This window comes from Pseudomonas sp. DR 5-09, assembly GCF_001655595.1.
Lineage (GTDB): Bacteria > Pseudomonadota > Gammaproteobacteria > Pseudomonadales > Pseudomonadaceae > Aquipseudomonas > Aquipseudomonas pharyngis.
In genome coordinates this window covers 6,292,182-6,313,113 of sequence record NZ_CP011566.1, presented here as the reverse complement: position 1 = coordinate 6,313,113, position 20,932 = coordinate 6,292,182, and the positions used below count along the sequence as shown (strand labels likewise).

The following is a 20,932-nucleotide window of genomic DNA, read 5'->3' as shown; positions in this document are numbered from 1 at the left end:
CAGCAATGGCTTTCTGAAGTGTTTTGGATTTTATGTCATAAGAACTGACAGGGCTGAAAGTGCACTTATATGAACGTATGGACGTTCTTTGTTTTTAGAAAAATGGGCGCCAGATTCTTGATCCTGAAGTCAATTGGATGAATGATTCTGACCAGATGACAGATGGTCGCAACGGGGGCTGTTTATTGCTTTCTTTGCGGTATACTGCGCGGCCTTCGGCCGGTTCGTCCGGCCATTTTTCCTACAACAAGCCACGCATCCTGCGTGGCTTGTTGTTTTTGACGCGCCTGCGGGCGCCCAGAGAGAAGAGGCGCGACGATGAGTGCACTGGTTGGCGTGATCATGGGCTCCAAGTCCGATTGGTCCACCCTTAGCCACACCGCCGATATGCTGGAAAAGCTCGGCATCCCGTACGAGGTCAAGGTGGTTTCTGCCCACCGCACCCCGGATCTGCTGTTCCAGTACGCCGAAGAGGCTGAAGGCCGCGGCATCGAGGTGATTATCGCCGGTGCCGGTGGCGCAGCCCACCTGCCAGGCATGTGTGCGGCCAAGACCCACCTGCCGGTGCTGGGCGTGCCGGTGCAGTCGGCGATGCTTTCGGGTGTCGACTCGCTGCTGTCGATCGTGCAGATGCCGGCCGGTATTCCGGTCGCCACCCTGGCCATCGGCAAGGCCGGCGCGATCAACGCCGCGCTGTTGTCGGCGAGCATCCTGGGCGCCAAGCATCCACAATTCCACGCGGTACTGAAAACCTTCCGTGCCGAGCAGACAGACAGCGTCCTGGACAATCCAGACCCACGTATTGCCTGAGGTTGTTGAGATGAAGATCGGTGTAATCGGTGGCGGCCAGTTGGGTCGCATGTTGGCCTTGGCGGGTACTCCGCTGGGCATGAACTTCGCTTTCCTCGACCCTGCGCCGGACGCTTGTGCCGCTGCGCTGGGCGAACACCTGCGGGCCGATTACGGCGATCAGGATCATCTGCGTCAATTGGCCGATGAAGTCGATCTGGTGACCTTCGAGTTTGAAAGCGTCCCGGCGGAAACCGTGGCGTTCCTGTCGCAATTCGTGCCGGTCTACCCGAGCGCCGAAGCCCTGCGTATCGCCCGCGACCGCTGGTTCGAAAAGAGCATGTTCAAGGACCTGGGGATTCCGACCCCGGCGTTCGCCGACATCCAGTCGCAAGCCGACCTGGACGCCGCCGTTGCGTCGATCGGCCTGCCGGCCGTGCTGAAAACCCGCACCCTGGGTTACGACGGCAAGGGCCAGAAAGTCCTGCGCAAGCCGGAAGACGTGGTCGGTACGTTCGCCGAACTGGGCAGCGTGCCTTGCCTGCTGGAAGGCTTCGTGCCATTTACCGGTGAAGTGTCGCTGATCGCCGTGCGCGCCCGCGATGGCGAGACGAAATTCTATCCACTGGTGCACAACACCCACGACAGCGGCATTCTCAAGCTGTCGGTCGCCAGCTCCGATCACCCGCTGCAGGCTCTGGCCGAAGACTATTCCAGCCGCGTGCTCAAGCAGCTGGATTATGTCGGTGTGATGGCGTTCGAGTTCTTTGAAGTCGACGGTGGCCTCAAGGCCAACGAAATCGCCCCGCGCGTGCACAACTCCGGGCACTGGACCACCGAAGGCGCCGAGTGCAGCCAGTTCGAAAACCACCTGCGGGCCGTTGCCGGTCTGCCGCTGGGCTCGACCGCCAAGGTCGGCGAGAGCGCGATGCTCAACTTCATCGGTGTGGTGCCGCCGGTCGAGAAGGTCATCGCCATCGACGATTGCCACCTGCATCACTACGGCAAGGCCTTCAAGGCCGGGCGCAAGGTCGGTCACGCCAACCTGCGCTGCAAGGACAAGGCGACCCTCGAGCAGCAGATCCTCAAGGTCGAAGCGCTGATCGCCGAGTAACGACAGTTTCATCTGGCAGAGGCGGAACCATTAAGGGGCCGCCGTTCTCTGATGGCAGGATGCGAAAGTCTGGCTAGGCTTCATCGCATATCTACCATTCAGAGGGAAATGCCATGGGAATTATCGGAACCATCTTTATCGGCCTCATCGTCGGCCTGCTGGCGCGGTTCCTGAAACCGGGCGATGACAGCATGGGCTGGATCATGACCATCCTGCTCGGTATCGGCGGTTCGCTGGCAGCCACTTATGGAGGCCAGGCTCTGGGCATTTATCAGGCCGGTCAGGGCGCAGGTTTCATCGGTGCGCTGGTTGGCGCCATCGTATTGCTGGTGATCTACGGCCTGATCAAAAAGAACTGATTCAAAGCGACAAAGTCCTCTCCGCCAATCCGGCGGGGAGGGCTAAAATGCTCGGCGATTCAACGTCCCCTCCCTTTTCGAGCATCCTTTACCGAGCACCTTCATGCGCCGTCTTCTGTTGACTCTCCTTTTGCTGGGCAGCGGTCTGGCCCACGCCGGCGAACTGCCGGAAACCGACTGGCTGGAACTGATGCCCAAGTCGGACCAGAAAGCCCTCGAGGCCATGCCTGAAATCGACCACAACTCCCCGGAAGCCACCGGCACCTTCACCCAGAAAGGCGGGATGAAGCAGGCCAAAGGTTTGCCGGCGGTGATGTATTCGACCAAGACCGTAGCGTCGATGAATGACAAACACATCCGCATCGGCGGTTATCCGGTGCCGCTGGAATCCGACGCCAAGGGTCGCAGCACGCTGTTCTTCCTGGTGCCGTACCCGGGCGCCTGCATCCATGTGCCGCCACCGCCACCGAATCAACTGGTGCTGGTGCGCTATCCGAAGGGTTTGAAGCTGGACGATATCTACACGCCGTTATGGGTGACCGGCACGCTGAAGATCGAAAAGGTCAGCAATGACCTGGCCGATGCGGCGTATGCGCTGGAAGCGGACAAGGTGCGGGTGGTGCAGGAATCTGATCTGTAATAGTCACTCCAAAACAACTGTGGGAGCGAGCCTGCTCGCGAAAGCGGTGTATCAGACACTTGAAGGGTGGCTGACATAACGCATTCGCGAGCAGGCTCGCTCCCACATTTTGTTTTGGGGTACTGGTTACAGCGGCTTGCTGCCGACGCTGACGCCCATTGTATGGCTAGCACCTGGCGCCAAAGTCACCACGTCGTCCATCACGTTCGCCGTCTCGATGCACAGCATGCGTTGCCAGCCGTCGTTGTCCATGTCGGCCAGTGCTGCCGCGCGGTCGATCCACGGGTTCCAGATTACCGCCGTGCGCGAGCCGGTAGCCGTCAGCACAATGCGCCGCTCCCAGGCCGGGTCGACGATGCTCAGTTGCGGCGGGGCGTCGAGGTAGATGCGGTCGGTTTCGCCGGCAAAGTGCAGGTCGCCTTGCTGGGTGCAGGTCTTCCAGTCGTCCAGGGTCTCGATGTAATTCAAGCCATCGACGCCGGCGACGTGCACGTTGCGCACATCGCTGACGGAAAAATACGTGTGCAACGCCTGACTGAGGCTGACGGTGTCGTTGCCACGGTTGTGGCTGGTCAGGCTGAACTGCAATTGCTCGGACAAATGCAGGGTCAGGGTCAGGTCGACCTGATGCGGCCAGCCCGGCAGTCCGCCTTCGGGGTGGGGCAGCGTGAATTCGACCTTGACGCCGTCAGCCTCTGATTCGATGCCGCCCAGCTCCCAATCCATTGCCCGCACCAGACCGTGCGCGGGGGCCGGTTGCGCACCTGTGTACATGGCCTGCACGCTCTGCGGGTTGCGTTCGAACTTGCCGAACCACGGCCAGCACACCGGCACACCGGCGCGGATGCTCTGGCCGGTCTTGAACACGGCCTTGTCGTTCAGCCAGATGATCGGCGGCTGGCCGTCCACCTGATAACTGAGGATGTGCGCGCCTTGCTGGGCCACCAGCACTTCGGCCTGACCGTGGCGGATGCGCCAGCAGTTCAGTTCATCCAGTTTCACGGCTTCAACGTTGGGCGTGTTCATGGGACAACTCTCGATCAGCAACTTGGACGACTATCGACCGTGAAACGGTCGCGAGGTTTAACGTGCGCGTGGCGGAACCGAGCGGGTGCGACCGCTGCCATCGATGGCAACGAACACGAACACCGCTTCGGTCACCTTGCGCCACTCGCTGGACAGCGGGTCGTCGCTCCACACCTCGACCATCATCTGGATCGAGCTGCGGCCGATTTCCAGGGTCTGGGTATAAAAGGACAATTGCGCGCCGACAGCCACCGGCACCAGAAACGCCATGCGGTCGATGGCGACGGTCGCGACACGGCCACCGGCAACACGGCTGGCCATGGCCGTGCCGGCCAGGTCCATCTGTGCGACCAGCCAACCGCCGAAAATATCGCCGAAGCCGTTGGTTTCGCGGGGTAGCGCGGTGATTTGCAGGGCCAGGTCGCCTTGCGGGATCGGATCTTCTTGTTCGAGCTCTATCATGCCGGGGGTGCCTCTGACCCGTGACTCTTCGTTGGGTATTGCTGGTGGTAGCCGTCTTCGGGAAAAACGATTCAGCACCGAACATACTACGTTCGTCACGTTTTCCATCAGGCGCCTAAGGAGAAACTCTGCGAAACCGGCTAATCCCGAGCAAGGGTCGGGCCAACGACGTTTTCGCACAGCAACCCCTTACAAACCGGAGCAAGGTTGCGAGTATATCGGTCGGTAGACTCCGCGACGACCGTCCGGTTCTGATTTCGACCGGCAAATACGCGCCTCTATGTGCTTTTTCGAACAATTTGCTATGGTGCCGAACCTGCCCGAGCCACAGCCAGCGTTGTTGTGGCGGCAGATCCGACTATAAGAGAAGACCTTGCCATGACCACAGCGCCCTCGAGCCTCGCGCAGCCCGACCAACCCGCACGACCGTTGACCCGCAATGACTACAAGACTCTGTCGCTTTCGGCCCTGGGGGGCGCGCTGGAGTTCTACGATTTCATCATTTTTGTGTTCTTCGCCACCGTGGTCGGCAAATTGTTCTTCCCGGCCGACATGCCCGAGTGGCTGCGCCTGATGCAGACCTTCGGCATCTTCGCCGCCGGCTACCTCGCGCGGCCGCTGGGCGGGATCGTGATGGCGCACTTCGGCGACCTGCTGGGGCGCAAGAAGATGTTCACCCTGAGCATTTTCATGATGGCCGTGCCGACCCTGATCATGGGCCTGCTGCCGACCTACGCGCAGATCGGCCTGTGGGCGCCGATCCTGCTGCTGTTGATGCGCGTCATTCAGGGCGCGGCGATTGGCGGCGAAGTACCGGGGGCATGGGTCTTCGTTTCCGAACACGTACCCGGCAAGCACATCGGCTACGCCTGCGGCACCCTGACCAGCGGCCTGACGGCAGGCATCCTGCTGGGATCGCTGGTCGCCACCGCGATCAACAGCCTCTATACGCCAACGGAAGTTTCCGATTACGCCTGGCGGATCCCGTTCCTGCTGGGGGGCGTGTTCGGCCTGTTCTCGGTTTACCTGCGTCGCTGGCTGCACGAAACCCCGGTGTTCGCCGAACTGCAACTGCGCAAGGCCCTGGCCGAAGAAGTGCCGCTGCGCGCCGTACTGCGCGACCATCGCGGGGCCATTGCAGTGTCGATGTTGCTGACCTGGCTGCTGTCCGCCGGCATCGTCGTGGTGATCCTGATGACCCCGACCGTGCTGCAGACGGTCTATCACTTCTCGCCGACCACCGCGCTGCAATCCAACAGCCTGGCGATCGTGTTCCTGAGCTTTGGCTGCATCATTTCCGGCGCGCTGGCGGATCGCTTTGGTGCCGGTCGCGTGTTTGTGTTCGGCTGCGCGGCTCTGCTGGCCAGCTCCTGGACCTTCTACCACAGCCTCGCCGATCACCCGAACTGGCTGTTCCCGCTGTACGCGTTGACCGGTTTTCTGGTCGGCACCATCGGCGCGGTGCCTTATGTGATGGTGAAGGCTTTCCCGCCGGTGGTGCGCTTCAGCGGTCTGTCCTTCTCTTATAACGTCGCTTACGCGATCTTCGGCGGCCTGACGCCGATGGTCGTCAGCCTGCTGCTGAAAGAAAGCGCGATGGGGCCTGCCTACTATGTGGCGGTGCTGTGCGGGATGGGGATCCTGGTCGGCGCGTGGTTGTGGAGCAAAGGTCGCTAAGCCAACTTCACACTTGCGGTTACAACTGAAAGGCCAGCCTTCCGACAGGGATGCTGGCCTTTCATCCAATTGTCATATTTCAGCCATAGAGTGTTCACACGGCCTGCTGATACTTGGCCCCGACTTAACACACCCTATCTGCTAGGAGTAAGGCATGAAACTGAAGCGTTTGATGGCGGCAATGACTTTTGTCGCTGCTGGCGTTGCGACCGCCAACGCGGTTGCCGCTGTTGACCCTGCGATCCCGAGCTACACCAAGACCACTGGTGTGTCGGGCAACCTGTCCAGCGTCGGCTCCGATACCCTGGCCAACCTCATGACCCTCTGGGCCGAGAACTACAAAAAAGAATACCCGAACGTAAACATCCAGATTCAGGCCGCTGGCTCCGCCACTGCGCCACCTGCGCTGACTGAAGGCACCTCCAACCTGGGCCCGATGAGCCGCAAGATGAAGGACACCGAACTGGCGGCCTTCGAACAGAAATACGGCTACAAGCCAACCGCTATCCCGGTCGCCGTGGACGCCCTGGCTGTCTTCGTACACAAGGACAACCCGATCCAGCACCTGACCATGGAACAGGTTGACGCGATCTTCTCGTCCACCCGCCTGTGCGGCGCCAAAGCCGACGTGAAAACCTGGGGCGACCTGGGCGTGACCGGCGACCTGGCCAACAAGCCGGTTCAGCTGTTTGGCCGTAACTCGGTATCCGGCACCTACGGCTACTTCAAGGAAGAAGCCCTGTGCAAAGGCGACTACAAGCCTAACGTCAACGAACAACCAGGCTCGGCTTCGGTCGTGCAGTCGATCAGCTCCTCGCTGAACGGCATCGGTTACTCGGGCATCGGCTACAAGACCGCCAGCGTGAAAACCGTGGCCCTGGCCAAGAAAGGCAGCTCGGACTTCATCGAAGACACCGAAGAAAACGCCCTGAACGGCAAGTATCCGCTGTCGCGTTTCCTGTACGTATACGTCAACAAAGCCCCGAACAAGCCTCTGGCCCCGCTGGAAGCCGAGTTCGTGAAACTGGTTCTGTCGAAACAGGGTCAGGAAGTGGTCGTGAAAGACGGTTACATCCCGCTGCCGGCCAAGGTTGCTGCAAAAGCACTGGCTGACCTGGGTCTGCAGGAAGGCGGCGCTGAAGTCGCAAAAAAGTAACAAACTGAGTCAGGGGTGAACCCCGCCTGACTCACGTGTGGGGCCCGGCCCGCAAGCGGCCCGGCCCCCACACTCCCCGAATTCTTCTATCCACTGCCAGTGCCCTGCTGGCGGCGGATTTGGTGCGTCACTGCATTGTCATCTTTCTGTCATACAGGATCGCTAGGGTGTGCGCATGAATGATCTGGCCAATTCCAAAATGACTACGAACCCTCCCAAGCGCATTGACTTCAATACGCCTGAGTTGCAACGCAAGCGCCGCATTCGCGCGCTCAAGGATCGCTTCACCCGCTGGTACGTCCTCGTCGGCGGGCTGGCGGTACTGGCAGCCATCACCCTGATCTTCTTCTTCCTCGCCTACGTGGTCGCGCCGCTGTTCAAGGGTGCCGACCTGACCGCGAAAGATGCACTCACCCCGGCCTGGATGCAGGACGCCGGCAAGCCGCTGATGATTTCGCTCGAAGAGCAGAATCAGGTGGCCATGCGCGTTTCCGACAAGGGCCAGGCGCTGTTCTTCGACATCGACAGTGGCGCTGAACTGAAGCGCGTCGATCTGCCCCTGCCGGCAGGCGCCAGTGTGACCTCCATCGGCGAAGACCAGCCGGGCCATCCGCTGGTGGCCGTGGGCCTGTCCAACGGCCAGGCGCTGGTGTTCCGTCACACTTATAAAGTCAGCTACCCGGATGGCAAGAAGACCATCACTCCGGCCATCGAGTATCCGTACGGCGAGACACCGATCGCGCTCAACGAAAGTGGCGGTGCGCTGGAGCACGTCAGCCTCAATGCCACCGATTCGACCCTGATGCTGGTCGGCTCCACCGGTTCGCAACTCAATGTGCTGTCGCTGACCAGCGAAGAAAACATGATGACCGGCGAAGTCACCAACGAGCAGAAGCGTATCGATCTGCCGCAGATGACCGAGCCCGTAAAAAACATCTTCGTCGACCCGCGCCAGCAATGGCTGTACGTGGTCAACGGGCGTGCTCAGGCCGACGTGTTCAGCCTGCGCGACAAGAGCCTCAACGGTCGCTACAAGCTGCTGGAAAACGCTGACGCTGAAGTCACTGCGACTACGCAACTGGTCGGTGGTATCTCGCTGATCGTCGGTGACTCCAAGGGTGGCCTGGCCCAGTGGTTCATGGCCCGCGACACCGATGGCGAGCTGCGCCTGAAGCAGATCCGCACCTTCCAGATGGGCACCACGCCGATCGTTGAAATTTCCGCCGAAGAACGTCGCAAGGGCTTCCTGGCCCTGGATGCCAGCGGCAAGCTCGGCGTGTTCCACAGCACCGCGCACCGCACCTTGCTGGTCGATCAAGTCGTCGAAGGCCAGGGCCTGTTCGGTCTGTCGCCACGGGCCAACCGCGTGATCGTCGAAGCCGGCGGCAAGCTGCAACCGCTGCTGCTCGACAACCCGCACCCGGAAGTCTCGTGGAGCGCACTGTGGAGCAAGGTCTGGTACGAGAACTACGACGAGCCTAAATACGTCTGGCAATCGACAGCTGCCAACACCGATTTCGAACCGAAACTGAGCCTGTCGCCACTGACCTTCGGCACCCTGAAAGCCGCGTTCTACGCGATGCTGCTGGCCGCACCGCTGGCCGTCGCCGCTGCGATCTACACCGCGTACTTCATGGCCCCGGGCATGCGCCGCAAGGTCAAGCCGGTGATCGAGCTGATGGAAGCGATGCCGACGGTGATCCTCGGCTTCTTCGCCGGTCTGTTCCTCGCGCCTTATGTAGAAGGGCATCTGCCGGGCATCTTCAGCCTGCTGATGCTGCTGCCGATCGGCATCCTGATCGCCGGTTTCACCTTCAGCCGCCTGCCTGAATCGATCCGCCTGAAAGTCCCGGATGGCTGGGAAAGTGCGCTGCTGATCCCGGTGATCCTGTTCGTGGGCTGGCTGTCGCTGTACATGAGCCCGTTCATGGAGAACTGGTTCTTCGGCGGTGACATGCGCATGTGGATCTCCCACGACCTGGGCATCACCTACGACCAGCGCAACGCACTGGTGGTCGGTCTGGCCATGGGTTTTGCGGTGATCCCGAACATCTACTCGATCGCCGAAGACGCCGTGTTCAGCGTGCCGCGCGGCCTGACCCTGGGCTCGCTGGCCCTCGGTGCCACGCCGTGGCAGACCATGACGCGCGTGGTGATCCTGACCGCCAGCCCGGGCATCTTCTCGGCGCTGATGATCGGCATGGGCCGTGCAGTCGGTGAAACCATGATCGTGCTGATGGCCACCGGCAACACCCCGGTCATGGAAATGAACCTGTTCGAAGGCCTGCGCACCCTGGCCGCCAACGTCGCGGTGGAAATGCCGGAGTCGGAAGTCGGCGGCAGCCACTACCGCGTGCTGTTCCTCTCGGCGCTGGTGCTGCTGTTGTTCACCTTCGTCATGAACACCCTCGCGGAACTGATTCGTCAGCGTCTGCGCAAGAAATACTCGTCGCTTTAAGCAAAGGTAGAAGTCTGTGAAACAGAACTCCCTGAAAGGATGGTTCAAGAGCGGCGCCCCCGGCGTCTGGATCAGCGGCGGCGCGGTGTCCATCGCGGTCATCATGACCATTGGCCTGCTGGCGGTGATCGCCGTGCGCGGTCTGGGTCACTTCTGGCCGGCGGATCTGATCCACGCCAGCTATGACGTACCGGGCCAGGGCCAGCATCTGGTCGTGGGCGAAGTGGTGCAGAAAGAAGAAGTGCCGCGCGCCCGTCTGAAGAGCGCCGGCCTGCCGGTGCCGGACGAAGGTCCGGAATTCATGACCCGCGAGCTGATCAAGGTCGGCAACCGTGACCTGAACGGCAACGACTTCACCTGGATCGTCGGCGAGTGGCTGACCGACCAGAAGAATCCGCCGGAGCTGATGGCGCTGGAGCGTCGTGAGTGGGGCAACTTCTACGGCTACCTGGTCAACGTCAAACAGGACGGCAAGGTGATCGCCGAAGGCGAAGCGGCCTGGCCTGAGCTGCAGGCGCGGATCAACCGCGTGAACGGCCTCGCCGCGCAGCTCAAGTCGCTGGAAAAAACCGATATCGGCGCAATCAACGCCGGCCTCGAGCGCATCCGTCTGCACGGTCGCAAGCTGGAGCTGGAAGGCAAGCTCGACGCCACCGCGCAAGCGGACATGGAATCCGAGCGCGCCGAGCTGAACGCCCGCTATCAGGACATCGAAGCCCGTCTGGCTGATCTGCACGCGCAGTTCAACCGTGACGCGCTGACCGCTCGCGATGCCAACGGCAAGGAAATCGAAATCGGCCTGGGCAAAGTGGTTCACGCCTACCAGCCGAACGCGATGGGGACGTTCACCAAGATCGGTTTCTACTTCAGCAAGGTCTGGGAATTCCTGTCCGACGACCCGCGTGAAGCGAACACCGAAGGCGGGATTTTCCCGGCGATCTTCGGCACCGTGATGATGACCCTGATCATGGCGATGATCGTGACCCCGTTCGGCGTGTTGGCGGCGGTGTACCTGCGTGAATACGCCAAGCAGAACACCCTGACCCGGGTGATCCGGATCGCGGTGAACAACCTGGCGGGTGTTCCGGCGATTGTTTACGGCGTGTTCGGTCTGGGCTTCTTCGTCTATGTGCTCGGTGGCTCGCTCGACCGTCTGTTCTTCCCTGAAGCGCTGCCGGCACCGACCTTCGGTACGCCGGGTCTGCTCTGGGCTTCGCTGACCCTGGCGCTGCTGGCGGTGCCGGTGGTGATCGTGGCCACCGAAGAAGGTCTGGCGCGTATCCCGCGCACCGTGCGTGAAGGCTCGCTGGCCCTCGGCGCGACCAAGGCTGAAACCCTGTGGAAGATCGTTCTGCCGATGGCCAGTCCGGCGATGATGACCGGCATGATCCTCGCCGTGGCTCGCGCCGCCGGTGAAGTGGCGCCGCTGATGCTGGTAGGTGTGGTGAAACTGGCGCCGTCGCTGCCGGTGGACGGCAACTACCCGTACCTGCACCTGGATCAGAAGATCATGCACCTGGGCTTCCACATCTATGACGTTGGCTTCCAGAGCCCGAACGTCGAGGCCGCGCGGCCGCTGGTGTATGCCACGGCGCTGCTGCTGGTGCTGGTGATCGCCACCCTGAACCTGTCGGCGGTGTACATCCGTAACCACCTGCGCGAGAAGTACAAGGCGCTGGACAGCTGATCGCCGTCACAAGAATTGAAGGGCTGCCGGCCTGTATCCCGGCAGCCAACCGAACCGAATTTGTTAGCACAGGGGATCTCCCATGCAGCACGAAACACATACCCACGGCATCAACATGTCTGCCCTGGGCCGCGACAAGCAGAGCCTGAACCTCGAGCAGGAAACCGTGGCCATCGAAGTGCCGGGCCTGAGCCTCTACTACGGCGAGAAACAGGCGCTGTTCGACGTCAGCATGAACATCCCGAAACAGCGCGTGACCGCCTTCATCGGCCCGTCCGGCTGCGGCAAGTCCACGCTGCTGCGTACCTTCAACCGCATGAACGATCTGGTGGACGGCTGCCGCGTCGAAGGCGCGATCAACCTGTACGGCAACAACATCTACCGCAAGGGCGAAGACGTGGCCGAGCTGCGTCGCCGGGTCGGCATGGTGTTTCAGAAGCCTAACCCGTTCCCCAAGACCATTTACGAAAACGTGGTCTACGGCCTGCGCATCCAGGGCATCAACAAGAAGCGCATCCTCGACGAAGCCGTCGAGTGGGCACTGAAAGGCGCGGCCCTGTGGGACGAAGTCAAAGACCGTCTGCATGACTCGGCTCTCGGTCTGTCCGGTGGTCAGCAACAGCGTCTGGTGATCGCCCGTACCATCGCCGTGGAACCGGAAGTGCTGCTGCTCGACGAACCGTGCTCGGCACTCGACCCGATCTCGACCCTGAAAGTCGAAGAGTTGATCTACGAGCTCAAATCCAAGTTCACCATCGTCATCGTGACCCACAACATGCAGCAGGCGGCGCGGGTGTCCGACTACACGGCGTTCATGTACATGGGCAAACTGGTGGAATTCGGCGACACCGATACCCTGTTCACCAATCCGGCCAAGAAGCAGACCGAAGACTACATCACCGGTCGTTACGGCTGACAGTTGCGGGTTATTCACAGAATTGACGCTGCGGCCCGCCGCACCTTACCGGACGCTCCAAGGACGCCAACATGATTAGTAAAGAAGGCCTTACCCATCACATTTCCGCGCAGTTCAACGCCGAACTGGAAGAAGTGCGCAGCCACCTGCTGGCCATGGGCGGGCTGGTCGAGAAGCAGGTCAATGACGCAGTCACCGCGCTGATCGAGGCCGACTCGGGCCTGGCCCAGCAAGTGCGCGAGATCGACGACCAGATCAACCAGATGGAACGCAACATAGACGAAGAATGCCTGCGCATTCTGGCCCGTCGTCAGCCGGCGGCGTCCGACCTGCGTCTGATCATCAGCATCTCCAAATCGGTGATCGACCTTGAGCGCATCGGCGACGAAGCGACCAAGATCGCCCGCCGTGCGATCCAGTTGTGCGAAGAAGGCGAAGCGCCGCGCGGTTACGTCGAGGTACGCCACATCGGCGACCAGGTGCGCAACATGGTGCGTGATGCGCTGGACGCCTTTGCCCGTTTCGACGCCGACCTGGCGCTGTCGGTGGCGCAATACGACAAGATCATCGACCGCGAATACAAGACCGCCCTGCGCGAGCTGGCGACCTACATGATGGAAGACCCGCGCTCTATCTCGCGGGTCTTGAGCATTATCTGGGTCCTGCGTTCGCTTGAGCGGATCGGCGACCACGCGCGCAACATCTCCGAGCTGGTGATTTACCTGGTGCGCGGTACCGACGTGCGGCACATGGGCCTCAAGCGCATGAAGGAAGAAGTTGAAGGGACAAGTGGCGAAACCGCTAATGTTCCGGGCGATGCTGACGATAAGTAAGATTGCCTGAGAAAAGCGCCCGGCCCTTTGGCCGGGCGTTTTTGTTTCTGCTTTTCATAGGCAGAACCGAAATAAAAAGCAGCACCCGCGAACGAAAAGTCCCGGCGTGACTGAAGAGTTTTGGCAATGTGCCATCAGCCAGCGTTATGCTTGCCGGGATTTTAATAGGGGTGTTGGATGAGCAAGATCAGTGTGTTGGTCGTGGACGATGCATCGTTCATTCGTGACCTGGTGAAAAAGTGCCTGCGTAATTACTTCCCGGGGATCCGCACCGAGGACGCCATCAACGGCAAGAAGGCCCAGGCCATGCTGGCCAAGGAAGCCTTCGACCTGGTGCTGTGCGACTGGGAAATGCCGGAAATGTCCGGTCTCGAACTGCTGACCTGGTGCCGTGAGCAGGACAACCTCAAGACCATGCCGTTCATCATGGTCACCAGCCGGGGCGACAAGGAAAACGTCGTGCAGGCGATCCAGGCCGGTGTTACCGGTTATGTCAGCAAGCCGTTCACCAACGAGCAACTGCTGACCAAGGTCAAGCAGGCCCTGAACAAGGTCGGCAAGCTCGACACTCTGATGAACAGCGCTCCAACCAAGATGAACTCGGCGTTCGGCAACGACTCCCTGAGCGCGTTGACCGGCGGCAAGGCTGCGGTCGTCGGTTCCGCACCGACTGCGGCGGCGGCCAACCCGTTTGCCAAGCCTGCCGCTGCAGCCCCGGCACCTGCCGCCGCGCCACAGCGTGGCCTGCTCAACAGCCCGCCGGTGAAAGCTCCTGCAGCGTCCAGCGCTCCAGCCGGCGGTCGCGGTCAGGGCCAACTGCGCCTCCCTAGCGGCACCCAGCAATGCGTGATCAAGGCCCTGAGCATCAAGGAAGCGCTGCTGGTGGTGAAACGCACCGACACCCTGCCGCAGATCCTCGACAGCGCCGTGCTCGATCTGGAGCAGGGCGACAACGCCGAAATCGCCCGTCTCAACGGCTACCTGCACGCCGTCGTCGCCCACGAGCCGAAACCCGACAGCGACTGGCTGCAACTGACCTTCCGCTTCGTCGACCAGGACGCGCAGAAGCTCGACTACATCTCCCGCCTGATCGCCCGCGGCACGGCGCAGAAGCACTTCGTTCCGGGCGCGTGATCTTCGTCGCCTGACCGTCCGCCATCGCCAGCAGGCTGGCTCCCACGGGGTTCACACCGAACCTGTGGGAGCCAGCCTGCTGGCGATGGGGTCATCAAAAGCACCACCCATCTCTCGCACTGCCCAATTTGAAACATCTGTCGACTAGCCTGGTCTGCTTCAGCTGCTAGGCTCATTCCCAGGCCTTACTCGACAGAACTTTTGCCCATGCCCCTGCGCCTGCTGTTTTTCTGTGGTCTGTTCATGGCCTCCACCTCGACGGTGGCCATGACGATCTACAAGTCCACCGATGCCAACGGAGTGGTTTCGTACAGCGACCGTCCGAGCAAAGGCTCCCAGGTGTTCGTGTTTCAGGATCGGATGGTCGAGCGCCTCGAGCGCCAGGTCTATCTCGACATCAAGAAACAGAAGGGCGCGGACGTGGTGTTCGTGCGCAACGACCTGTATGCGCCGGTCGAGGTTGCCCTGGCGTTTACCGGGATGAGCAACGTGCGCGGCGCACCGGCGCAAACGATTCGCCGGGTGCTACCGGCGCGCAGCAATACGCGGCTGGCGTTGCTGACGCCGGTATCCGGTGGCAAACCGCTGGTGTACACGCCGATGTTCCAGTATTCCCTCGGCGACCCGGCTGGCGCGGCTCAGGGCTATCGCTATCCGTTTCCATGGCGTGGCGGGCCGTTCCGCCTGAGTCAGGGCGCCAATGGCGATTACAGCCACTTCGGGCCGAAGAACAAATATGCGATGGACATCGCCATGCCGGTCGGCACGCCGATCATCGCGGCGCGCGCCGGGGTGGTGGTGAAGACCGAGAATTCCCAGAACGGACGCGGCACCGATCCGTCCGGCAACTTCGTGCGGATCCTGCACGACGACGGCACGATGGGCGTGTACCTGCATCTCAAACAAGGGTCGGTGAGTGTGCGCGAGGGGCAGCGAGTGGCGGTGGGCAGTCCGCTGGCGCTGTCCGGCAACACCGGCAACAGCAGCGGCCCGCACCTGCACTTCGTGGTGCAGCGCAATACCGGGATGGGGTTGGTGTCGATTCCGTATCAGTTCAACCAGCCGCTGGGGGCGTTGCCCAACTTTGCGCTGGGCAAGCAGTAAACCCCGTCAGTCGAGCATCAGCACCTTGGCCAGAATGATCTTCGGACCTTTCATCTTCTTGATGATGATCCGCAGGCCTTCGACTTCCAGCACTTCTTCCTCTTCCGGCACCCGTTTCAGGGTTTCGTAGATCAGCCCGGCGAGGGTTTCGGCTTCGATGTGATCCAGGTCGATCCCCAGCAGGCGCTCGACCTTGAACAGCGGCGTATCGCCCCGCACCAGCAACTTGCCCGGCTGGTAGGCGAGGATGCCGCGCTCGGCCTTGCGGTGTTCGTCCTGGATGTCGCCGACCAGCACTTCCAGCACGTCTTCCATGGTCAGGTAGCCGATGATGTTGCCGTCCGCCTCTTCGACCACAGCGAAGTGCGAGCCGCCCTTGCGGAACTGCTCCAGCAGCTGCGACAGCGGCATGTGCCGCGACACGCGCTCCAGTGGGCGGGTCAGTTCGGCGAGGTTGAACGACTCGGGAATGTGATCCAGCGCCGCCAGCTCCAGCAGCAGATCCTTGATGTGCAGCAGGCCGACGAACTCCTTGCGCTCGCTGTCGTACACCGGATAACGGCTGAACTTGTGGCGACGGAACATCGCCAGGATTTCTTTCAGCGGGGCGTTGAACTCAAGGGTGATCAGGTCTTCCCGGGAGTTGGCCCAGTCGACCACTTCCAGTTCGCCCATTTCCACCGCCGAGGCCAGCACGCGCATGCCTTGGTCGCTCGGGTCCTGACCACGGCTAGAGTGCAGGATCAGTTTCAGTTCTTCACGGCTGTAATGGTGCTCGTGATGCGGGCCGGGCTCACCTTGCCCCGCGATACGCAGGATGGTGTTGGCGCTGGCGTTGAGCAGGTAGATCGCCGGGTACATGGCCCAGTAGAACAGGTACAGCGGCACCGCCGTCCACAGCGACAGCAGCTCGGGTTTGCGGATCGCCCAGGATTTGGGTGCGAGCTCGCCGACCACGATGTGCAGGTACGAAATGATGAAGAACGCAGTGAAGAACGAGATGCCTTTGACGACTTCCGCCGACTGCACGCCGACCGCGCTCAGCAGCGGTTCGAGAATGTGCGCGAACGCCGGCTCGCCGACCCAGCCCAGGCCGAGGGAGGCGAGGGTGATACCGAGTTGGCACGCCGAAAGGTAAGCATCGAGCTGACTGTGCACCGTGCGCAGGATGTGCCCGCGCCAGCCGTGCTGCTCAGCAATGGCTTCGACCCGGGTCGAGCGCAGTTTGACCATGGCGAACTCCGCCGCAACGAAGAAGCCGTTGAGCAGAACCAGGATCAGAGCGAAAAGAATCATGCCGAAATCGGCGAATATTGTTGCGAGGGACAAGCCAGGGGAAGGGTCCATGATGGAGTTTTGCGGGTTCCGTGTGATTCGAAAGAAAGAAAAATCCGCACCTGAAAGGCAGGCGCAAGTCAGCCAATGTAGCGGCTGACCTGGCGATTGCCTAGTCCGGCATTACTCAGCGGCGCTGATGACCCGTGCCTGAGCGACCTGGGCCGGGGCGAAATGGCAGGTGAAGGTGCTGCCGTGACCGGGCACGCTGCTGATTTCCATCCGGGCGCGATGGCGCAGCAGTACGTGTTTGACGATGGCCAGGCCCAAGCCCGTGCCGCCGGTGTTGGAGTTGCGGCTGGAGTCGACGCGGTAGAAGCGTTCGGTCAGGCGCGGCAGGTGTTTGCTGTCGATGCCGATCCCGGAATCCTGCACGCTCAGGTGCGCGCCCTGATCGTCGCCCCACCAGCGGATGCGGATATTGCCTTCGGCCGGGGTGTATTTGACGGCGTTGAACACCAGGTTGGAAAACGCACTGCGCAGTTCCGCCTCGCTGCCCTTGAGCAGGATGCTGGTATCGGCTTCCAGGGTGATGCGCTGATTCTTTGAGCCTGACAACTGCTGCGCATCGCTCTTGATCGACTGCAGCAGGGTGTCGATGTGCACCGGCTGGTTGTCCGACGGGTAATCGGTGGCTTCCAGCTTGGCCAGCAACAGCAGGTCGTTGAGCAGGGTTTGCATACGCCCGCCCTGTTGCTGCATCTGCTGCAGGGCGCGGCTCCAGCGCGGGTTCACTTCCTCGACGTTGTCGAGCAGGGTTTCCAGGTAGCCGCAGATCACCGTCAGCGGGGTGCGCAGCTCGTGGGAGACGTTGGCGATGAAGTCCTTGCGCATCTGTTCCAACTGATGGATGCGCGTGACGTCGCGCACCAGCATCAAGTGTTCGTTGTTGCCGTAGCGCGTGAGGTACAGCTGGATGCGTACGCGATCATTGGTCGGTGAGGGGATTTCCAGCGGTTCGGCGTAGCTTTCCTGCTCGAAGTATTCCTTGAAACGCGGATGCCGGACGAGGTTGGTCACCGGCTGGCCGCTGTCCTGCGGGGTCTTGAGGCCGAGCAGGGTTTCGGCGGCGCGGTTCCACCATTCCAGGTTGCCGTCGCTGTCGAGCATGATCACCGCGTCTTTCAGCGCGGCGGTGGACTCCTGAACGCGGTCGATCACCGCTTGCAGGCGTCCGCGCACTCGTTGGTCGCGGCGTTGCAGGTGGTAGATGCTGTCGAACACCTCGCCCCACAGGCCGTAGCCGTCGGGCGGTGCTTCATCGGGTTGGTGCAGGCGCAGCCATTCGTGCAGGCGCAGCAGTTGCTTGAGCGTCCAGGCCAGGTACAGGCCCAGGCCCGCCGCCAGACTCCAGCCGTAGTAGCCGGTGATCAGGCCGATCACCAGGCAGCCGGTGACCAGCAACAGCATGTGGCGAATCAGGGTGCCATGCCAGTTTTGGTTCACGGAAAATGCGGTCCTTGTCTACGGGGCTGACGCTCGGCTCAGGCTTTGGTGGAGAACCGGTAGCCGGTGCCGCGCACGGTTTGTACCAGATTTTCGTAGGCATCGCCGAGGGCCTTGCGCAGGCGCCGGATGTGCACGTCGACGGTGCGCTCTTCAACATAGACGTTGCCGCCCCAGACCTGATCCAGCAACTGGCCACGGGTGTAGGCGCGCTCCTGGTGGGTCATGAAGAATTGCAGCAGACGGTATTCGGTCGGGCCCATCTCGGCAGGTTTGCCGTCGATGGTCACGCGGTGGCTGATCGGGTCGAGCAGCAGGCCGCCGACTTCGATCGGCGCTTCGCCATCGGTCGGGCCGGCGCGACGCAGCACGGCCTTGAGGCGTGCCACCAGTTCGCGGGGGGAAAACGGTTTGGTGATGTAGTCGTCGGCGCCTACTTCCAGGCCCTGGATCTTGTTGTCCTCTTCGCCCTTGGCAGTGAGCATGATGATCGGGATGTCCCCGGTCAGCTCATCACGCTTGAGACGGCGGGCCAGCTCGATGCCGGAAGTGCCGGGCAGCATCCAGTCGAGCAGGATCAGGTCCGGCTTGCGGTCGACGATGATGGCGTGGGCCTGCTGCGAGTTCTCTGCCTCGAGGCAGTCATAGCCGGCCATTTCCAACGCAACGGCGATCATTTCGCGAATGGGCGCTTCGTCGTCGACGATCAGAATGCTCCTGCCAACCATGCCTTAATCCTCTTGTCATTTAACTGTCTTGCGCCGCATTAGATAACGGAATTATTGCAGTCGTGTGACAGTATTTTAGTCCGGCGGCGATTGTGCGAATCCTGAACTAAGCTCTAAGTCCGAATCCTGACAACCACAAGAGAAGGTTTCCATGACTCAAATGACTGCTTCCTTTAAGGCTTTGCTGATGGCTGCCGCCCTGACTCTGCCCGGACTGGCGATGGCGGCCGAGCCGGCCATGATGAAAGACGGAATGATGGTCGACCACAAGGGCATGACGCTTTACACGTTCGACAAGGACAGTGGCGGCAAGTCGATGTGCAACGACGATTGCGCCAAGAACTGGCCGCCGTTGATGGCGCCGGCGGATGCCAAGGCTGAAGGTAAATGGACAGTCATCAAACGCGATGACGGCATGATGCAGTACGCCTACGACGGCAAGCCGCTGTACACCTTCGTGAAGGACGAGAAGCCCGGAGAAATGAAGGGCGATGGCATGAAGGACGTGTGGCACGTGGTTCACGAGCACAAGTAATTCATTGGCAGTGAATCAGGATCGCGGCCCGCAGGCATTGCCTCGGGCCGCGATTTCTTGAGATCAGCGCAACGCGTAATCCAGCACGATCCCTACGAAAATCGCCAAACCGGCCCAATGGTTGTGCAGGAACGCCTTGAAGCAACGCATCCGGTCCCGGTCGCGGGTGTACCAGAATTCCCAGGCGTAGCACCCGGCGGCTACCAGCAGGCCGAGGTGGAACCAGATTCCCAGCTCGAATTTCGACCCCGCCAGCACCAGACAGCCCAGCGACAGCGCCTGCAAGGTCAGGATGATCACCCGGTCTGCATCGCCGAACAGGATCGCCGTGGATTTCACGCCGATCTTCAGGTCATCGTCGCGGTCGGTCATCGCGTAATAAGTGTCGTAGCCCACCGTCCACAGCAGATTGGCGATCCACAGCAGCCAGGCGGTTGCCGGCAGCTCACCGGTTTCGGCGGTGAACGCCATCGGCATGCCCCAGGAAAACGCCGCGCCCAGCACCACTTGCGGGTAGTAGGTGTAGCGCTTCATGAACGGATAAGTGAACGCCAGCGCCAGACCGCCCAGCGACAGCCAGATGGTCGCGGCGTTGGTGCACAGCACCAGCAGGAAACTCACTCCCATCAGCAGCGCGAAGAACACCAGCGCTTCTTTCGAGCTGATCCTGCCGGCAGCAATGGGTCGCTGCGCAGTGCGTTTGACGTGGCCGTCGACCTTGCGGTCGGCCCAGTCATTGATCACGCAACCCCCAGCGCGGGTCAGGATCACGCCGAGGACGAAAATCACGATATTGGCCAGCGATGGCGAGCCTTTACCGGCAATCCACAGGGCCCAGAGCGTCGGCCACAGCAGCAGGTAAATGCCGATCGGCTTGTCCATCCGCGTCAGCTGGATGAAGTCCCAGGCGCGCGGGTTCAAGCGATTCAGGGATTTGAGCAGGCTTTGGTACATCAGCAGTTCTCCGGACGGGCGCGGACGGCTTCCCACAGCGCAGGCAGGAAAATCTCCGCCACCAGGACGCTCAAGGCGCCACGGTCGAACCGCGAGCGCCGTCCCCACAGGCCGGCAGCCCGGAAACCTTCGGGCAGCCAGTGTTCCGGGTAATGGCAGACTTCGATGGCGCGGCGCTGGAAGGCGTGATCGCAAAACAGCAGTTCGCCCAGCGAGCGGCTGCCCAGTTCATCCATGTGCAAGCCGTCGCCCTGCAAGGCACTGCGCGAAGCCACGCTGCGGGCGAACACCCAGGCCTCGCCATGCCCGCGCAGATACACCTCGCGCACCCAGCCCTCGCTGCCTTCGTCCAGGTCCAGCGCGGCGCATTCGTCGTCGCGCAGGGTCTGCCAGCCTTCGAACAGCGGCGTCACGCTGAAGCCGTCATCGGACAGGCGCGTCAGCCGGCGGGTCAGGGAGCCTTCATCGAACAGCCAGTCAAGCGTGGATGTGTCGGGGAGGGGTGTCAGTTCGCTTTGCGGGCGCCACAGCGGAGCGTTTGTGTGTTGCACAATGAGTCATTATTGGCAGCAAATGAGG

20 protein-coding genes are annotated in these 20,932 nt (G+C 61.5%); 13 read left to right on the top strand and 7 right to left on the bottom strand.

Annotated features, from left to right (window positions below):
* Positions 1-318: 318 nt before the first annotated feature.
* The 4 genes from purE (at position 319) to PDR5_RS28515 (ending at position 2,902) form a co-directional block, all read left to right on the top strand.
* A complete protein-coding gene (purE, locus tag PDR5_RS28530; RefSeq protein ID WP_007954291.1) occupies positions 319-810 on the top strand; it encodes a 5-(carboxyamino)imidazole ribonucleotide mutase in 492 nt (163 codons plus the stop codon).
* A gap of 10 nt (positions 811-820) precedes the next feature.
* Positions 821-1,903, top strand: coding sequence for a 5-(carboxyamino)imidazole ribonucleotide synthase (locus tag PDR5_RS28525; protein ID WP_011336621.1), 1,083 nt, complete (start codon positions 821-823; stop codon positions 1,901-1,903).
* Positions 1,904-2,016: 113 nt separating this feature from the next.
* Entirely contained in the window at positions 2,017-2,262 is a 246-nt protein-coding gene (locus tag PDR5_RS28520) for a GlsB/YeaQ/YmgE family stress response membrane protein (RefSeq protein WP_003229635.1), read from the top strand.
* 103 nt (positions 2,263-2,365) lie between these two features.
* Positions 2,366-2,902 (top strand): DUF3299 domain-containing protein, encoded by a 537-nt coding sequence (locus PDR5_RS28515; protein WP_064379774.1) that lies wholly within the window; start codon positions 2,366-2,368, stop codon positions 2,900-2,902.
* Positions 2,903-3,028: 126 nt separating this feature from the next.
* Here the strand turns inward: PDR5_RS28515 and PDR5_RS28510 are convergent, their stop codons facing one another.
* Both PDR5_RS28510 and PDR5_RS28505 read right to left on the bottom strand, forming a co-directional pair.
* The gene (locus tag PDR5_RS28510) at positions 3,029-3,928 is read right to left on the bottom strand and encodes a D-hexose-6-phosphate mutarotase (protein ID WP_064600505.1); all 900 of its coding nucleotides are present in this window, start codon (positions 3,926-3,928) and stop codon (positions 3,029-3,031) included.
* Positions 3,929-3,985: 57 nt separating this feature from the next.
* A complete protein-coding gene (locus PDR5_RS28505) occupies positions 3,986-4,390 on the bottom strand; it encodes an acyl-CoA thioesterase (protein WP_003229628.1) in 405 nt (134 codons plus the stop codon).
* A 378-nt stretch (positions 4,391-4,768) separates the two neighbouring features.
* On the opposite strand from PDR5_RS28505, the gene PDR5_RS28500 reads away from it, so the two are divergent.
* The 8 genes from PDR5_RS28500 (at position 4,769) to PDR5_RS28465 (ending at position 15,355) form a co-directional block, all read left to right on the top strand.
* Positions 4,769-6,067 (top strand): MFS transporter, encoded by a 1,299-nt coding sequence (locus PDR5_RS28500; RefSeq protein ID WP_064600503.1) that lies wholly within the window; start codon positions 4,769-4,771, stop codon positions 6,065-6,067.
* Between the two features lie 154 nt (positions 6,068-6,221).
* Positions 6,222-7,223 (top strand): phosphate ABC transporter substrate-binding protein PstS, encoded by a 1,002-nt coding sequence (locus tag PDR5_RS28495; protein WP_064600501.1) that lies wholly within the window; start codon positions 6,222-6,224, stop codon positions 7,221-7,223.
* A gap of 424 nt (positions 7,224-7,647) precedes the next feature.
* A complete protein-coding gene (locus tag PDR5_RS28490) occupies positions 7,648-9,681 on the top strand; it encodes an ABC transporter permease subunit (protein WP_170844920.1) in 2,034 nt (677 codons plus the stop codon).
* Between the two features lie 16 nt (positions 9,682-9,697).
* Complete coding sequence (gene pstA, locus PDR5_RS28485) at positions 9,698-11,368, top strand: phosphate ABC transporter permease PstA (RefSeq protein WP_064600499.1); 1,671 nt, start codon at positions 9,698-9,700, stop codon at positions 11,366-11,368.
* A gap of 82 nt (positions 11,369-11,450) precedes the next feature.
* The gene (gene pstB, locus PDR5_RS28480; RefSeq protein ID WP_007954333.1) at positions 11,451-12,284 is read left to right on the top strand and encodes a phosphate ABC transporter ATP-binding protein PstB; all 834 of its coding nucleotides are present in this window, start codon (positions 11,451-11,453) and stop codon (positions 12,282-12,284) included.
* Between the two features lie 71 nt (positions 12,285-12,355).
* Positions 12,356-13,117: a phosphate signaling complex protein PhoU gene (gene phoU, locus PDR5_RS28475; RefSeq protein ID WP_007954334.1), complete on the top strand. Its 762-nt coding sequence runs from the start codon at positions 12,356-12,358 to the stop codon at positions 13,115-13,117.
* Positions 13,118-13,294: 177 nt separating this feature from the next.
* Positions 13,295-14,251, top strand: coding sequence for a response regulator (locus tag PDR5_RS28470; protein ID WP_064600497.1), 957 nt, complete (start codon positions 13,295-13,297; stop codon positions 14,249-14,251).
* Between the two features lie 207 nt (positions 14,252-14,458).
* On the top strand, positions 14,459-15,355 hold the full coding sequence (locus PDR5_RS28465; RefSeq protein WP_064600495.1) for a peptidoglycan DD-metalloendopeptidase family protein: 897 nt from the start codon (positions 14,459-14,461) through the stop codon (positions 15,353-15,355).
* Positions 15,356-15,361: 6 nt separating this feature from the next.
* Here the strand turns inward: PDR5_RS28465 and PDR5_RS28460 are convergent, their stop codons facing one another.
* The 3 genes from PDR5_RS28460 to phoB all read right to left on the bottom strand — a co-directional run bounded on the left by PDR5_RS28460 (position 15,362) and on the right by phoB (position 18,864).
* The gene (locus PDR5_RS28460; protein ID WP_007954342.1) at positions 15,362-16,702 is read right to left on the bottom strand and encodes a hemolysin family protein; all 1,341 of its coding nucleotides are present in this window, start codon (positions 16,700-16,702) and stop codon (positions 15,362-15,364) included.
* A gap of 111 nt (positions 16,703-16,813) precedes the next feature.
* Complete coding sequence (phoR, locus tag PDR5_RS28455; protein WP_218887987.1) at positions 16,814-18,100, bottom strand: phosphate regulon sensor histidine kinase PhoR; 1,287 nt, start codon at positions 18,098-18,100, stop codon at positions 16,814-16,816.
* 74 nt (positions 18,101-18,174) lie between these two features.
* A complete protein-coding gene (phoB, locus tag PDR5_RS28450; protein ID WP_007896474.1) occupies positions 18,175-18,864 on the bottom strand; it encodes a phosphate regulon transcriptional regulator PhoB in 690 nt (229 codons plus the stop codon).
* Between the two features lie 151 nt (positions 18,865-19,015).
* On the opposite strand from phoB, the gene PDR5_RS28445 reads away from it, so the two are divergent.
* Entirely contained in the window at positions 19,016-19,399 is a 384-nt protein-coding gene (locus PDR5_RS28445) for a COG4315 family predicted lipoprotein (protein WP_064600493.1), read from the top strand.
* A 63-nt stretch (positions 19,400-19,462) separates the two neighbouring features.
* Here the strand turns inward: PDR5_RS28445 and ubiA are convergent, their stop codons facing one another.
* A complete protein-coding gene (ubiA, locus tag PDR5_RS28440) occupies positions 19,463-20,353 on the bottom strand; it encodes a 4-hydroxybenzoate octaprenyltransferase (RefSeq protein WP_064600491.1) in 891 nt (296 codons plus the stop codon).
* Positions 20,353-20,904 (bottom strand): chorismate--pyruvate lyase family protein, encoded by a 552-nt coding sequence (locus PDR5_RS28435; RefSeq protein WP_064600489.1) that lies wholly within the window; start codon positions 20,902-20,904, stop codon positions 20,353-20,355. Before PDR5_RS28435 ends, ubiA begins: the two co-directional genes overlap by 1 nt.
* Positions 20,905-20,932 lie beyond the last annotated feature (28 nt).